The 14,039-nt window shown below is 71.9% G+C and carries 15 protein-coding genes; 11 read left to right on the top strand and 4 right to left on the bottom strand.

What is annotated here, in order from left to right; all coding sequences use genetic code 11:
- Positions 1-4 precede the first annotated feature (4 nt).
- Positions 5-1,006, bottom strand: coding sequence for an ABC transporter substrate-binding protein (locus E1267_RS11480; RefSeq protein WP_132332413.1), 1,002 nt, complete (start codon positions 1,004-1,006; stop codon positions 5-7).
- Positions 1,007-1,094: 88 nt separating this feature from the next.
- Here E1267_RS11480 and E1267_RS11485 point away from each other — a divergent pair, with 88 nt between their 5' ends.
- From E1267_RS11485 to E1267_RS11495, 3 genes are read left to right on the top strand one after another with little or no spacing between them, the layout of a single operon-like run.
- Complete coding sequence (locus tag E1267_RS11485; RefSeq protein ID WP_246063740.1) at positions 1,095-2,174, top strand: FecCD family ABC transporter permease; 1,080 nt, start codon at positions 1,095-1,097, stop codon at positions 2,172-2,174.
- Positions 2,171-3,178, top strand: coding sequence for a FecCD family ABC transporter permease (locus E1267_RS11490; protein WP_132332414.1), 1,008 nt, complete (start codon positions 2,171-2,173; stop codon positions 3,176-3,178). The genes E1267_RS11485 and E1267_RS11490 overlap by 4 nt, the downstream gene beginning before the upstream one ends.
- 32 nt (positions 3,179-3,210) lie before the next feature.
- Positions 3,211-4,011 (top strand): ABC transporter ATP-binding protein, encoded by an 801-nt coding sequence (locus tag E1267_RS11495; protein ID WP_132332415.1) that lies wholly within the window; start codon positions 3,211-3,213, stop codon positions 4,009-4,011.
- 12 nt (positions 4,012-4,023) lie between these two features.
- On the opposite strand, the gene E1267_RS11500 is transcribed toward E1267_RS11495, so the two are convergent.
- Together E1267_RS11500 and E1267_RS11505 are read right to left on the bottom strand one after the other, a co-directional pair.
- Entirely contained in the window at positions 4,024-6,453 is a 2,430-nt protein-coding gene (locus E1267_RS11500; RefSeq protein ID WP_132332416.1) for a helicase-associated domain-containing protein, read from the bottom strand.
- An 80-nt stretch (positions 6,454-6,533) separates the two neighbouring features.
- Positions 6,534-7,037, bottom strand: coding sequence for an ATP-binding protein (locus E1267_RS11505; RefSeq protein ID WP_132332417.1), 504 nt, complete (start codon positions 7,035-7,037; stop codon positions 6,534-6,536).
- 223 nt (positions 7,038-7,260) lie between these two features.
- On the opposite strand from E1267_RS11505, the gene E1267_RS11510 reads away from it, so the two are divergent.
- The 3 genes from E1267_RS11510 (at position 7,261) to E1267_RS11520 (ending at position 8,665) form a co-directional block, all read left to right on the top strand.
- Positions 7,261-8,082 (top strand): helix-turn-helix domain-containing protein, encoded by an 822-nt coding sequence (locus E1267_RS11510; protein WP_132332428.1) that lies wholly within the window; start codon positions 7,261-7,263, stop codon positions 8,080-8,082.
- The gene (locus E1267_RS11515) at positions 8,083-8,319 is read left to right on the top strand and encodes a DUF397 domain-containing protein (RefSeq protein WP_043632079.1); all 237 of its coding nucleotides are present in this window, start codon (positions 8,083-8,085) and stop codon (positions 8,317-8,319) included.
- A gap of 88 nt (positions 8,320-8,407) precedes the next feature.
- The gene (locus tag E1267_RS11520) at positions 8,408-8,665 is read left to right on the top strand and encodes a hypothetical protein (protein ID WP_132332418.1); all 258 of its coding nucleotides are present in this window, start codon (positions 8,408-8,410) and stop codon (positions 8,663-8,665) included.
- Between the two features lie 15 nt (positions 8,666-8,680).
- Here E1267_RS11520 and E1267_RS11525 read toward each other — a convergent pair whose 3' ends face one another.
- The gene (locus tag E1267_RS11525; RefSeq protein WP_132332419.1) at positions 8,681-9,280 is read right to left on the bottom strand and encodes a histidine phosphatase family protein; all 600 of its coding nucleotides are present in this window, start codon (positions 9,278-9,280) and stop codon (positions 8,681-8,683) included.
- Positions 9,281-9,643: 363 nt separating this feature from the next.
- Between E1267_RS11525 and E1267_RS11530 the strand changes: the two genes are divergently transcribed.
- From E1267_RS11530 to E1267_RS11550, 5 genes are all read left to right on the top strand, one after another.
- Positions 9,644-10,501 (top strand): Gfo/Idh/MocA family protein, encoded by an 858-nt coding sequence (locus E1267_RS11530; protein WP_132332420.1) that lies wholly within the window; start codon positions 9,644-9,646, stop codon positions 10,499-10,501.
- A 199-nt stretch (positions 10,502-10,700) separates the two neighbouring features.
- A complete protein-coding gene (locus E1267_RS11535) occupies positions 10,701-11,663 on the top strand; it encodes an ABC transporter substrate-binding protein (protein WP_132332421.1) in 963 nt (320 codons plus the stop codon).
- 2 nt (positions 11,664-11,665) lie between these two features.
- Entirely contained in the window at positions 11,666-12,700 is a 1,035-nt protein-coding gene (locus tag E1267_RS11540) for a FecCD family ABC transporter permease (RefSeq protein ID WP_181957784.1), read from the top strand.
- Complete coding sequence (locus tag E1267_RS11545) at positions 12,697-13,470, top strand: ABC transporter ATP-binding protein (RefSeq protein ID WP_132332422.1); 774 nt, start codon at positions 12,697-12,699, stop codon at positions 13,468-13,470. Before E1267_RS11540 ends, E1267_RS11545 begins: the two co-directional genes overlap by 4 nt.
- On the top strand, positions 13,467-14,039 hold a 573-nt coding region (locus E1267_RS11550), incomplete at its 3' end, for an adenosylcobinamide amidohydrolase (protein WP_132332423.1). The genes E1267_RS11545 and E1267_RS11550, both read left to right, overlap by 4 nt.

The following is a 14,039-nucleotide window of genomic DNA, read 5'->3' on the forward strand; positions in this document are numbered from 1 at the left end:
CCGGTCAGCCGAGCGGGCGCGCCTTCTTCAGGTTGGCCACCAGCTCCTCGAGGAACGCCGCGTACCCGTGGTAGCTGAACGGCACCTCCGCCCGCCACGGGTAGAACTGGCCGGCCTCGACAGCGGGCAGCTTGGCGAAGGTGGGCTTCTTCAACATCTCCTCCCGCTTGAGCGACTGGGTACGCGTGTCGTAGAGGATCACGTCGGCGTCGTAGGTGTCGGCGTTCTCCCAGCTCAGGGTCTGGAAGAAGCCGCCCTCGTCCACCTTGGACGGCGTGACGACGTCCAGCCCGGCGGCGGTGAGATGCACGATGTCGGGATATTCGGGCGGGTTGACCACCCACATCTGGTCGGGGCCGCCGGACATCAGGAGGATCCTGAGGTTCTCGAACTGCGCGAGCTGCTCGGTGGCCGCCTCCATGCGGGCCTTGGCCTCGGGCACGCCCTCCATGCCGGCGCCGAGCGACGTGGCCAGCTCCTCGTACGTGCCGATCACGTCGGTGGCGCTCTTGCCGGTCTGCATGACGCCCGCGGTCGGGGCGACCTGCTCGATGGTGTCCTTCGACTTCTCGGGCACGTACCAGAGGACGCCCTTGACGTACATGCTGCTGACCAGGAGCTCGGGCTGCAGGGAGATGTACTTCTCCACGTTGAACTCGTCCCACACGTTGCCCAGGCCCTCGACCTTGGTGATGTCGACGTTGCCGACCTGCGGGTCCTTGGCGCCGTTCTTGAGCTTGTGCGGGCCGAAGACGGCGATGGGGCGTACGCCGAAGTCCCACAGGGCGGCCGCCGAGCCCACCTGGGCGACGATCCGGGCGGGAGGCTTGTCCAGCTCCAGCTTCTTGCCGCGGTCGTCGGTGAACGACCACTTCCGGCCCCCTGGGGCGGAGGAGCCCTCCCTGGCCGCAGTCTCCGTGCCGCCGCACCCCGCGAGTGTCAGGGCCGCCGCGAGGCCTGCCGTGGCCGACAGGAAGCCCCTGCGCGGCAGTACGGGTCCCGGCATCTCGATCTCCTATGGTGGTTAGGCTTGCCTTGCTTACAGGCTATTAGATTAGCCTTGCCTAAGTTTTACTGCTACGAGAGGGGGCCGGGTGCGTCCGGCTGAGGAGACGGCCGTCCCGGTCGCCGGGACCGGTGAGGAGGCCGGCGCCGCCCGCGACCCCGGGCGCAGGGGCCGTCCGGCGGTCCTCGCCACCGGGCTGGTCGTCGGGATGGCGGTGCTGGCGCTGGTGGCGATGGCCAGCGTGGCGCTGGGCGCGCGCGGCGTCTCGTTCGGCACGGTGATCGACGCCTTCCTTGCCCCCGACGGCTCCAACGACCACACGGTCATCCGCGAGCTGCGCGTCCCGCGCACGCTGCTCGGCATCGGCGTGGGCGCCACCCTGGGGCTGGCCGGCGCGCTCATGCAGAGCCTGACGCGCAACCCGCTCGCCGACCCCGGGCTGCTCGGTGTCAACGAGGGCGCCGCGCTCGGCGTCACGCTGGCGCTCGGCCTGTTCGGGCTCTCCGACCCCGCCGTCTACGTGTGGTTCGCGTTCGGAGGGGCCGCGCTGACCTCCGTCGCCGTGTACGCCCTGGCCTCCTCCGGACGCTCCGGCTCCAGCCCGGTACGCCTGACCCTCGCCGGCGTCGCGTTCGGCATGGTCTGCACGGCGATCGCCTCGGCCATCCTGCGCATGGATGCCCAGACCTTCGACCGCATGCGGTTCTGGCTGACCGGGTCGCTGGCCGGGCAGACGGCCGACACCTTGGTGCGGCTGGCGCCGTTCATGGCCGCCGGCCTGGTGCTCGGCCTGATGCTGGCCCGCCCGCTCAACACGCTCGCGCTCGGCGACGACGCGGGCAAGGCGCTCGGCGTCGGCGTCAACCGCACCAGGATCCTCACAGGGGTCGCGGTCACGCTGCTGTGCGGCGCGGCCACCGCCGCCGCCGGTCCGCTCTGGTTCGTCGGGCTGATCGTGCCGCACGCCGTGCGCGCGGTGGTGGGCCCGGACCAGCGGTGGGTGCTGCCGTACTCGGCGCTGGCCGCGCCGGTGCTGCTGCTGGCGGCCGACGTGGCGGGCCGGCTCATCGCGCGGCCGGGCGAGGTGCAGGTGGGCATCGTGTGGGCGGTGATCGGCGCGCCGATCTTCATCATGCTGGCCAGGCGGAGGCGGGTGGCGGCGCTGTGACCATCCGCGTCGGATCCTGGTCCGTACGGCTCGCGCCCCGCGCTCTGATCACCGGGGCCGCGCTGCTCGTGCTCGCCTGCGCGGTGAGCGTGGCCGCCCTGGCGACGGGCGAGTACACCGTACCCGTGCCGGACATCGTCGCCGCGGTCCTCGGCCAGGGCCCGCCGGTCGCCGAGCTGATCGTCGGCAAGCTCCGCGCCCCCCGCGTGGTGACAGGGCTGCTGGTGGGGGCGGCGTTCGGGCTGAGCGGCGCGATCTTCCAGAGCCTCACCAGAAACCCGCTCGGCAGCCCCGACTTCATCGGCTTCACCGCCGGGGCCTCGACCGGCGGCATCATCGCGGTCGTCGCCGGCGGCTCGGCCATGACGATCGCGGGCGGCGCGCTGGCGGGGTGCGTGGTCACCGCCGTGCTGGTCTACGCCCTGGCCTACCGCGGTGGCGTGCAGGGCTACCGGCTGGTGCTGGTCGGCATCGGGGCGAACGCGCTGCTGCTCGCGGTGAACTCGTACCTGCTGACCCGGGCGAACATCAACGACGCCGCCACCGCGGGCGCCTGGCTGACGGGCAGCCTGAGCGGGCGCGGCTGGGACCACGCCCTCCCCGTGGCGCTGGCCCTGGCCGTGCTGCTGCCCATGTGCGCGTACGTGTCGCGACCCATGCGGATGATCGAGATGGGCGACGACGCGGCCAAGGCCATGGGCATCAAGGTGGAGGCCGTGCGCGCGGTGGCGATCGCGGCCGGGGTGCTGCTGTCCGGGGTGGCCACGGCCGCGGCCGGGCCCGTCATCTTCGTCGCGCTCGCCGCGCCGCAGCTGGCCCGGCGGCTCACCCGCTCGCCCGGCGTGACGATGGGCGCCTCGGCGCTGACCGGCGCCGTCCTGCTGACCGCCGCCGACCTGGCCGCGCAGCGGCTGCTGGCCCCCACACAGCTGCCCGTCGGCGTGCTGACCGCCGCCATCGGCGGCACCTACCTCGTCCTGCTCCTGCGAAAGGAGCGCCACTGATGGCCGCCGCCCCGGCGAAAGGATCTCCGCTGATGGCCTCCCGACTGTCCGGCACCAGCCTCACCCTCGCGTACGACCAGCGTGTGGTGGCCACGGACCTGAACGTGTCGATCCCCGACGAGTCCTTCACCGTGATCATCGGCCCGAACGCCTGCGGCAAGTCCACCCTGCTGCGGGCGCTGGCCAGGATGCTCAAGCCGAAGACGGGCGCCGTGCACCTCGACGGGAGCGTCATCACCTCCCTGCCGTCGAAGGAGGTGGCCAGGCGGCTCGGCCTGCTCCCGCAGAGCTCGATCGTGCCCGACGGCATCACGGTGGCCGATCTGGTGGCCCGCGGCCGCTACCCGCACCAGCGGCTCATGCGGCAGTGGTCGAAGGCCGACGAGAAGGCGGTGGCCGAGGCCATGCGCGCCACCGACGTGACCGAGCTGGGCGACCGGATCGTGGACGAGCTGTCGGGCGGCCAGCGGCAGCGGGTGTGGCTGGCCATGGCCCTGGCGCAGGAGACGCCGATCCTGCTGCTCGACGAGCCCACCACGTTCCTGGACATCTCCCACCAGATCGAGGTGCTCGACCTCTGCGCCGACCTGCACGAGACCGGACGGACCATGGTGGCGGTGCTGCACGACCTGAACCAGGCCTGCCGGTACGCGACCCACCTGATCGTGATGCGCGGCGGCGCGATCGTGGCGGAGGGGGAGCCGGGCGACGTCGTCACGCCGGAGCTGGTGCGGCAGGTGTTCGAGCTACGCTGCGAGATCATCCAGGACCCGCAGACGGGCACGCCGCTGATCGTCCCCGAGGCCCGCCGCCGCGTCACCGCCCCCGCCTGATCGGGCGCGGGGTCAGTAGGCGCCCCTGACCTCGACGATCTCGGCGAGGGGGAACTCCAGGTAGTCGCCCGCCTCCTCGCACCACGCGTCGAGCGCGCCGCCCTTGAGCTCGCCGTGGCTGATCGTGGCCGTCAGCCCGTCGGTGAGCGTGATGCCGGCCCGCACGCCGCGGTCGACCACGAAACCGAGCAGTGACTGCTGGGCCGTCGGCAGCCTGGTGGCCATCCGGCCGATGACCGCCCAGGTGCGGCCGTTGGTGCCGGCGTCGGCCCGGCTGGCGGCGATCAGGCGGCGGGCGTGCTCGTAGGGGTCGGGCGGCGGCTCGGCCAGCATGTAGGGGGGCGCATCGAGCTCGGTGATGCCGGTGAAGTCGGACAGCTCGGCCACCTGGCCGCCGGGCAGCAGGATCAGTTTGCCGTTGCACGGCTCGTCCAGGTGGGACGACCTGGCACGGTGGATCGTGATCTCGCCGGTGTCGGCCACGGGCACGGGGGAGTATCCGACCTCCCGCAGCGCGGACAGGGTCCGCTCCGCGGGCGCGGCGCTGACCAGCACCGTGGGAGCGAGCAGGCGCAGCTCCAGCTTGCCCAGCCGCCGGTGCGCGGCGATCTCGGCCAGCAGCGTCGGGTCGGCGGCCTGCACGACGCAGCCGACCGTGGTGACCGTCACCTCGCCGTGCCGGCGCGCGGTGTCGCGCACCAGGTATTCCAGCGGCTGCGGGATGGTGCCGACCGCGGCCAGCTCGTCGAGCAGCTCGTCGGGCTCGTAGCCGCGGTCGAGGGCCCGGCGTACGCTGCCCGTGGTGAAGCGCCACACCGAGGCGGCGCCGCGCGACTCGCGGTCGGCGGCCCGGTCGAGCAACTCCGCCAGCTCGGCCGACGGCGGGCCGGTCACCACGGCGGTGAGGTCGGGGCCGAACAGGGCGCTCCTGCGCACGCTCGCCAGCGCTCTGGTGGCCGCCTCGGACAGCACGGGATCGTGCTCCACCATGGGCACGGCGGCGTCGTTCTCGTCGCCCGGCCGGGCGGTCAGGCCCGCCAGCGCCCGGCCCAGGTCGGTGAGCGCGTTGTTGGCGAGCAGCCCCAGCAGCCTGGCCTCGTCGAGCACCGCGGGGGCGCACTCCCGCAGCAGCTCCAGGTCGATCAGCGGCGCGTGCCAGTGCACGCTGCCCATGAGGCTGTCGCGGCCGGCGAACGCCGTGCCGGCGGGCAGGTGGGCCAGCACCGACAACACGGCCCTGCGGACCCTTGCCACCGCGCTGCCGGTGGGGTCGTCGCCGAGCACGGTGCCGTACTTGCCGTCGACCCTGCGCAGCGACGAGCGCTCCATGCGCCACCACGCCGACAGCAGCACCCGCAGCCTGGCCGAGCCCTCGTCGAGCCGCCACCGGTCGTAGCGCTCGGTGGGGATCATGCCGCCGGACTGCTCGTCCCAGGCCAGCAGCCTGGCCACGGCGCAGATCTCCAGCAGCAGCCGCGTCTCGTCCTCGTCGCAGCCGGTCTCCTTGGCGATCCTGCGCACCTCGCGCACGCCCACGCCGCCGGTCTTGAGCAGCGGCAGCGGCGTCTTCGCGGTGTTGTCGAGCAGGGCCGCGCACCGCTCTACCACGTGTGGCGCGGCCAGCGTCATCAGGTGGTCGACCTCTTCCGGGTCGACGGGGATGGTGGCCACCTCGGGCGACTCGGGCGCGTAGGGCGGGTGATAGCCGGGGCCGCGCAGGCAGATCGCGACCTCGCGGGGGATCTCCGCGACGTGCCAGCTCGGCCGGAACAACATGCCGTGGTCGGCGCACCACTTCTCCGGCGTGCCGGGGGTGACGAAGCGGCCTCCGTCGACGTTGAGCGTGGGCCCTTCCCAGGCGAACCGGTCGAGCAGCGGGACGGCGCCCTCGGGAGCCTTGGCCAGCATCGCCCGGACCCGCTCGCCGTCGCTGAGCGCCTCGGTGACGCGGGCGATCGCGCGGCGTTTGTTGCCCTGCGCGGGCAGGCCGAGGTTGCGGCCGAGCGCGTGCAGCGCGTCGTTGCTGATGGTCCAGGAGTTGAGGTAGTGCTCGAGCGGCTCGCCCAGGCTCAGCGGCGCCGACCACCAGCGCGTCACGCCCTCGGCGAGATGGATCACGCCGTCGTCGCCCGGCCATGCGAGCGCGTGGTCGTAGAGGTGGTCGAGCCAGGGGGTCACGTCGTCGGGCCGGGTGTCGACGAAGGCCGCCAGCCGGTCGGCCGTGGGACGGGTCATGGCCAGGGCGGCCTCGGCCAGTTGCAGGCAGGGGAGGGGAAGCCTCCGCAGGGTCTCCATGACGGCGAAGCCGTTGCCCAGCCGCTGGGCCAGGGTGTCGAGCCGCCGTGGCCACGGCGCGGCGATGGCGTCAGGCCTGTTGGCCAGGACGCGGCCGAGCCGGTCTTCCTCTAGTGTTCGCAGCCAGCCGAGCAGGTGATCTTCCATCTGTCAGCACTCTCATGGGGTCGCGCGCAAGGGACTCACCGTGAGCCATGACCATCCACGGTAATGCAGATCACCCTCGGTCAGGAGAGGACTGCCCAGACGATCTTTCCGTGAGGTGCGAGTGCGGACCAGCCCCAGCGGAGGCTGAGTGATTCGACGATGTGGAGTCCGAGGCCGCCGGTGTCAAGGGGGCCAGGGTATCGCAGCACCGGCACCGATGACCCTGGATCGGTGAAGGCGCTGGTCACGAGCGTCCCGCGGCGGACCAGGGACATGTGCACGGTGCGTTCGCGGCGCGGGTCGTCGAGGCAGAGGCCGTGGCGCAGGGCGTTGGTGGCCAGCTCGGAGACCACCAGTTCCATGTTCTCGATGAGTTCGGTCAGCCCCCACCCGGTCAGGACGCCGGCGCCGAAGCTGCGGGCCGAGTGGACGGAGGAGGCGGTGGGCGGCAGCACGAACGTGGCGCTCGTCGACGGGCCGGGGGCCAGGAGATCGCGGGCCCCTTCCGGCCACCAGCCGACCGGAGGCCACCAATCGAACGTCGTCCACTGGCCGGGCGCCGTGATGGATTGCACGTAGATCATTCTGCGTCAAACTCTCGTGCAACTGCAAGAGCGAATGCACGTGCAGACAGCCCGTGCACACGCTACGGTTTCCGTCAAAAGGTCAATATGGGGGAAAGGGGATCTTGTTCACGGCCCATGATCTTTGGGCCGTGAAGTGACAGACTGAGTCGCAAGGAAACGACCAAGGAGCAAGCACGTGTCCATTGATCCGCCTGGTTCCGGCTCGACCGTTCGGCGCATCATGCTGGGGGCGAGTCTCAGGCGCCTGCGTGAAGCCAGCGGCCTGGACCGTGCTCAGGCCGGATTTCACATCCGGGCGTCCGAGTCCAAGATCAGCCGCATGGAGCTCGGGCGCGTCGGCTTCAAGACACGTGACGTGGAAGACCTGCTCACCCTGTACGGCGTCGTCGACGATGCCGAACGCCGTGCCCTGCTGGAGATGGTTCGCGAGGCCAACACCCCCGGGTGGTGGCACAAGTACTCGGCGGAGTTGCCGTCGTGGTTCACCACGTACGTGGGCCTGGAGGAGGCCGCCAGCGTGATCCGCACCTATGAGGTGCAGTTCGTGCCGGGCCTGCTGCAGACGGCCGCGTATGCGCGTTCGGTCTTCCAGCTGGGCAACCCCGATGCGAGTCCGGAGAGAATCGAGCGCCGCGTGCACATGCGCATGCAGCGCCAGGAGCGCTTCACGCAGAAGGACGGGCCCCGTCTGTGGGCCGTCGTCGACGAGGCGGCTCTCAAGAGGACCATCGGCGGGCGAGAGGTCATGTCCGAGCAGCTCCAGCATCTGCTGGAGGTCGCTGCCCTTCCCAACATCACTTTGCAGGTGATGCCCTTCAGGTTCGGCAAGCACGCCGCTGAAGGGGGCGCGTTCAGCATCTTGCGGTTTCCCGAGTCCGACTTGTCGGACGTTGTCTACGTCGAGCAGCTCTGGGGTGCCCTGTACCTGGACAAACGTGAGGACATCGATCCGTATCTCACGGCAATGGAGCAACTGTGCGTGGAAAGCACCACGCCAGGGGGCACCGTCGAGCTCATCGGCGGTCTTCTCAGAAAGATGTAGATGAACCAGACCTACAACGGCATGCCCGCGGCGGACCTCACCCAGGTCGCCTGGCGCAAGAGCCGCTACAGCAACTCGCAGGGCAACTGCGTGGAGCTCGCGGAGCTTCCCGATGGAGGCATCGCGGTGCGCAACTCACGTTTCCCCGACGGCCCTGCACTCATCTATACCCGCGACGAGATCCGGGCCCTGGTGCTCGGCGTGAAGGACGGAGAGTTCGACGGACTGCTCGTGTAACACCGTGTTCACCTCCGGCTCGCCCGCTTAACGGCGGCGAGCCGGAGGCGTAACGGCCCCGCCTCCCGTCCGGGCCAGGATCGGGACCATGCTCGACCAGATGACGCTGTACCCGATCGCCGACGACGTGTTGTTCGCGCCGGGCGGCAAGGTCGTGATCCGCACCTACGGCGTGGCACCCGCCGCCGCGGGCGCCGCCGTCTCCTACCGGACGTGGGTGACCGGCATCCGCGACCAGCCGAGGTACTGGCACTGGTGCCATTTCGAGGACGCCGCCGCGGGGCACCGCAGGGTCCTGGAGTGGCTCACGGGGCGCGGCCCGCGACCTGCCCAGGCGCCGGCCTGAGCGCCGGCGTGCCGGTCAGGCCGCCTGGAAACCGTCGACCGGGGCGTTCCACGCCATGAGCACCGGCTCGGCGTGCTCGAAGCCGAGCCGCGAGTAGGTGCCCGTGTCGAGCTTGAACAGCCTGCCCTCGGCTGGGCCGAGCCCCAGCCAGCGGGCGGCCAGGACGCGCAGGAAGTGACCGTGCGCCACCAGCGCCACCCGCCCCTCCGCGGCGCGGGCCCGCTCGATCACCCGGTCGGCGCGGGCGGCGACCTCGGCGGCGCTCTCGCCCGGGTGCTCGGCGTCGCCCGGGATCACCCCGTCGCGCCACAGGTACCAGCCGGGACGGCTCTCGCGGATCTCAGGGGTGGTGATGCCCTCGTAGCCGCCGTAGTCCCACTCCCACAGGTCGGCGTCCACGTCGTAGCCGTCGAGCCCGGCCAGGTCCGCGGTGCGCCGCGCGCGCCGCGCGGGCGAGACCAGCACGAGGCCGAACGCGCGGCCCTTGGCCAGCGGCGCGAGCGCCCTGGCCTGTTCCTCTCCGTCGCCGGTCAGCGGCAGGTCGGTGCGGCCGGTGTGCTTGCCCGCCTTGCTCCACTCTGTCGCGCCGTGTCGCAGCAGCAGCATCTCGTCCATTGCTCCATCATCCGGTACGGCCGGCCGCGGCCCGGCGGCAGGTCGTGACCGCGGGCGGGCCGTAGGGATCAGTGCAGCGGGCGGCCCGTCGGCGACAGCAGCCGGCGCTCAGCCTTGGCCGAGGCGGACGGCTGGTCGGGGTACTCGGCGGCGCAGCGCGTGCCGCGCGGAGGCAGCAGAATCCTGCCTTGCCGCGTTGGCCGCGCTCTTGCCGCGGTGGGGGACGACGGACGGCGATCATGATAGGCAGCGCCGAGGCGAAAGGGCGTTCAAATCGGTTTTGCGGCGCAAGAGAGCGTTTGCAGGTTCAATATGGGGATTGATGTCCAATATCGTGAGGTCTGCGAAGACTTAGGGGGGCGCATGGAGCCGGTGGCGGTCGGGCTGGTCGGAGCGGGGCCGTGGGCGAAGATGGCGCACGTGCCGATGCTCACCAGAGGGCCGCACACGCGGCTGGCCGGGGTGTGGGCCCGCAGGCCCGAGGCGGCCGCCAGGTTCGGCGCTCCGGTGTTCGAGCGGGTCGAGGAGCTCTTCGACGCCTGCGAGGCCGTCGCGTTCTGCGTGCCGCCGGCCGTACAGGCCGAGCTCGGCGCGCGCGCCGCCCGCGCGGGCAAGGCGCTGCTGCTGGAGAAGCCCCTGGCCGACTCGCTCGACAACGCCGAGCGCCTGGCCGCCGCCGTGGCGGAGGCGGGCGTCGCCTCCCAGATGGTGCTCACCATGCGGTACGCCACCCAGACCCGGATCTTCCTCGCCCGTTGCGCGGAGATCGAGGCGTTCGGCGGCCACGCCGCCAACATCTCCGGCGCCCTCCTCGGCGACCACCACTTCGCCACCCCGTGGCGGCTCGAACGCGGCGCGCTGCTGGACGTCGGGCCGCACGTCATCGACCTGCTGGACGCCGCGCTCGGCCGGGTGAGCGGCGTGCGCGCCCACGGCAACCCGCTCGGCTGGACAGGGCTGCTGCTGGAGCACGAGAACGGCGCCGTCAGCGAGGCGTCCCTGTGCATGACGGCGGTCGGCGACCTGCCCCCGTCGTCATTCGCCGTGTACGGCCGCACCGGCAACGCCGTGCTGCTGCCGTTCGACGACGACCCCCTGGAGAACGTGGCCGCGGAGTTCGCGGAGACCGTGCGGAACGGCGGCGGGCACCCGCTCGACGCCGCTCACGGGCTCCGGCTCCAGCGGATCATCGCCGAGGCGGAGGCCCAACTCACCCCTTGACGCCCGGCGCCGCAGGGGGATTGATAGCGTTTGTCCGACGCGCAGCGTTGCAGCGAAGTCCGGTGCGAATCCGGCGCTGTCCCGCAACTGTCATAGCCAGGTCGCCTGCCGCTGCGCCGACGTCATCAGCCCTCGTGGAAAAGGGTGATCCGTCGCTCCAAGCGGGTCTCTCGGTTCCGACAGTGTGAAAGGACTACTCGTGAGGCCCGTACGAACGGCCTTCGCGGGCGCGCTGCTGGGAACGCTCGTCCTGGCCGGCTGCGGCCAGGCCGGCACGACCGCCACCCCCTCCTCCGCCCGCGCGTCCTCAGCCTCCTCCACCTCGGGGGAGTTCCCCGTCACGATCGAGGCCGGCAACGGCCAGGTCACCATCGGCAAGAAGCCGGAGCGCGTCGTCTCCCTGTCGGCCAGCCACACCGAGACGCTCTTCGCCGTCGGCGCGGGCCCTCAGGTCGTCGCGGTGGACGACCAGTCGAACCACCCGCCCGAGGCCCCGAAGACCGGCCTGTCGGGTTTCAAGCCCAACGTGGAGGCCATCGTCGCCGAGAAACCCGACCTCGTCGTGGTCTCCGACGACCTGAACAACATCGTCGCCGAGCTGGGCAAGGTGAACGTGCCCGTCCTGGTGCAGCCCGCCGCCACCACGCTCGACGAAACGTACGAGGAGATCGTCGAGCTCGGCGCCGCCACTGGCAACAAGGCCAAGGCCGAGGAGGTCGTCTCCGGCATGAAGACGGCCATGGACAAGCTGGTCGCCGAAGCGCCGAAGGACAGGAAACTCACCTACTACCACGAGCTGGACCAGACGTCGTACGCGGCGACGTCCGAGACGTACATCGGCCAGATCTACGGCATCTTCGGCCTCACCAACATCGCCGACAAGGCGCCCGCGTCCGCGGGCGGCTACCCCAAGCTCTCCGCCGAGTTCGTCGCTCAGGCCGACCCCGACCTGATCTTCCTGGCGGACGTCAAGTGCTGCGGGCAGAGCAAGGAGACCCTGGCCGAGCGGCCCGGATGGAAGAACCTGTCGGCCATCAAGAACGACCAGGTGATCCAGCTCGACGACGACATCGCCTCCCGCTGGGGGCCGCGCGTCGTCGACCTGGCCGAGGCCATCGGCGCCGCCGTGGCCAAGGCGGGCGCCGGGGACGGCACGAGCTGACTGTGACGACGCAGGCCCGCCCGTCCAGGGCCAGACCCGCCTGGGTGGCGAGCGCCCTCGGCGTGCTGGCCGTCTCCATGGTCGCCGGGCTGCTCGACGGGGCCGCCGACATCTCGCCGTGGCAGGTCGTGCTCCAGGCCGTGGACTGGCTGCCGTTCGCCCACGTCGACTCGGGGCTCGCCCCGGTCGAACAGGGACTGCTGTACGAGCTGCGGCTGCCCCGCGTCCTGGTCGCCGCCGTGGTCGGCGGGCTGCTGGCCATGGCGGGGGCGGGGTACCAGGGGGTGTTCCGCAACCCGCTGGCGGACCCGTATCTGCTGGGCGCCGCCGCGGGGGCTGGGCTCGCGGCGACCGCGGTGATCGTGCTGCTGCCCTCCGCGGAGGGCAGCGTGCCGATCGCGGCCTTCGCCGGGGCCGTCGGCGGCGTGTTCCTGGCCTACACGCTCGGCAACACCGCCGGGCGCGCGGGCGGCACCGCCACGCTGGTGCTGGCCGGGGTGGCGGTCACGTCGTTCCTGACCGCGATCCAGACGTTCGTCCAGCAGTTCAAGGTGGAGGAGCTGCAGCGCATCTACGCGTGGATCCTCGGCGACGTCGGCGGCGGGTGGGACCAGCTCTGGCTGGTCCTGCCGTACGCCGCCGTCTCCGCCGTCCTGCTCCTGGTGCACGGGAGGATGCTCGACGTGCTGTCCGTGGGCGACGAGGAGGCCACCAGCCTCGGGGTACGGGCCTCCAGGGTGCGGTTCACGGTGCTGCTGGCGGCGTCGCTGGCCACCGCCTCGGCCGTGGCGGTGAGCGGGCTGATCGGCTTCGTGGGCATCGTCGTCCCGCACGTCGTCAGGCGGCTGGCGGGCGGCTCGTACCGCAGCGTGCTGCCGCTCTCGATGATCGGCGGCGCGGCCTTCCTGGTGCTGGCCGACCTCGTGGCCCGCACCGTGCTGGCGCCCGCCGAACTTCCGATCGGCGTGGTGACCATGTTCGTGGGGGCGCCGTTCTTCGTCGGCGTGCTGCGCATGACCAGGCGGGCGGTCACTTGATCGGGGCATCGGCCGTCTCCGTGCGGCTCGGCGGGCGTGACGTCGTCGCCGACGTCGGGCTCGACGTGCACCGCGGCGAATGGCTGGCCATCATCGGGCCCAACGGCGCCGGCAAGTCCACGCTGCTCAAAGCGGTCATGGGCCTGGTCGCGCACCGGGGCGAGGTCACGATCGACTCCCGGCCGGCCGCCGCGCTCAAGCCCCGCGCGCGGGCCAGGCTGGTGGCGTACGCGCCGCAGTCCCCCGCCCTGCCGCCTGACATGTCGGTCTTCGACTACGCGCTGCTCGGGCGCACCCCGTACATCCCCTACCTCGGCAGGGAGAGCGGGCACGACCGGCGCGTCGCCGCCTCCGTGCTCGACCGGCTCGACCTGACGGAGCTGGGCACCCGCCGCGTCGGCGAGTTGTCCGGCGGGGAGCGGCAGCGTGTGGTGCTGGCCAGAGCGCTCGCCCAGGAGGCGCCCGTGCTGCTGCTCGACGAGCCGACGACGGCGCTCGACCTCGGGCACCAGCAGCAGGTGCTGGAGCTGGTCGACCGCCTGCGCAGGGCCGACGGGCTGACCGTCGTCACCACACTGCACGACCTGACCGTCGCGGGACTGTACGCCGACTCCCTGCTCCTCATGGCCGAAGGGCGCGCGGTCGCTGCGGGCAGGCCCGCCCAGGTGCTGACCGAGGCGCTGGTGGGACGGCACTTCGACGCCCAGGTGAAGATCGAACGGGGACCGGACGGGCGGCCCGTGGTGCATCTGGTCAGAGGAGGACCGTGAAGCTGACGTACCGGGTGGAGGAGGGCGCCAGGCTCGGGTCGTTGTTGTGGGAGTTCGGGCCCGGGTGGCGGATGATCTCCTCCGCGATGCTGGGCGGCGGGATCGGGACGCGCGCGTGGGTGCTGAACGCGCAGGTCGTGGCCGGGTACGCGCGCATGGACCCGGCCGAGCACCTGCGGTCGTTAGGCCCCGCGGGCGACGGGGTCGGGATGATGACCGCCGCGTCCGTCGACCGCCACGCGCGTGCCGTGGACGGTGGCGTCGAGGCGGTCGCCACCGTCGGGCTGCGGGTGCCGACCTGGGCCGCGGCTCCGGAAGGCACCGAGGACCCCGAGCTCGCGCCCATGCGGGCGGGCACGGTCAACATCGTCACCGTGCTGCCGGTGGCGATGACGGACGCGGCCCTCGTCAACACGGTCGTGACCGTCACGGAGGCGAAGACGCAGGCGCTCATCGAGGCCGGGTTCCCGTGCACGGGCACGGCCTCGGACGCGGTGTGCGTGGTCGTGCCCGCGCACGAGAACGGCGGCGGGCCGCAGGAGGTGTTCGGGGGGCCGCGCTCGGAATGG

Origin of the sequence: Nonomuraea longispora (assembly GCF_004348345.1) — a bacterium.
Taxonomy (GTDB): domain Bacteria; phylum Actinomycetota; class Actinomycetes; order Streptosporangiales; family Streptosporangiaceae; genus Nonomuraea; species Nonomuraea longispora.

What these genes read in the sequence shown, in the direction of transcription:
- E1267_RS11520 (WP_132332418.1), top strand. Translation starts at nt 8,408, where the DNA reads ATGCTCGACCAGATGACGCTGTACCCGATCGCCGACGACGTGTTGTTC.
- E1267_RS11500 (WP_132332416.1), bottom strand. Translation starts at nt 6,453, where the DNA reads ATGGAAGATCACCTGCTCGGCTGGCTGCGAACACTAGAGGAAGACCGG.
- E1267_RS11505 (WP_132332417.1), bottom strand. Translation starts at nt 7,037, where the DNA reads ATGATCTACGTGCAATCCATCACGGCGCCCGGCCAGTGGACGACGTTC.
- E1267_RS11530 (WP_132332420.1), top strand. Translation starts at nt 9,644, where the DNA reads ATGGAGCCGGTGGCGGTCGGGCTGGTCGGAGCGGGGCCGTGGGCGAAG.
- E1267_RS11510 (WP_132332428.1), top strand. Translation starts at nt 7,261, where the DNA reads ATGCTGGGGGCGAGTCTCAGGCGCCTGCGTGAAGCCAGCGGCCTGGAC.
- E1267_RS11480 (WP_132332413.1), bottom strand. Translation starts at nt 1,006, where the DNA reads ATGCCGGGACCCGTACTGCCGCGCAGGGGCTTCCTGTCGGCCACGGCA.
- E1267_RS11525 (WP_132332419.1), bottom strand. Translation starts at nt 9,280, where the DNA reads ATGGACGAGATGCTGCTGCTGCGACACGGCGCGACAGAGTGGAGCAAG.
- E1267_RS11495 (WP_132332415.1), top strand. Translation starts at nt 3,211, where the DNA reads ATGGCCTCCCGACTGTCCGGCACCAGCCTCACCCTCGCGTACGACCAG.
- E1267_RS11515 (WP_043632079.1), top strand. Translation starts at nt 8,083, where the DNA reads ATGAACCAGACCTACAACGGCATGCCCGCGGCGGACCTCACCCAGGTC.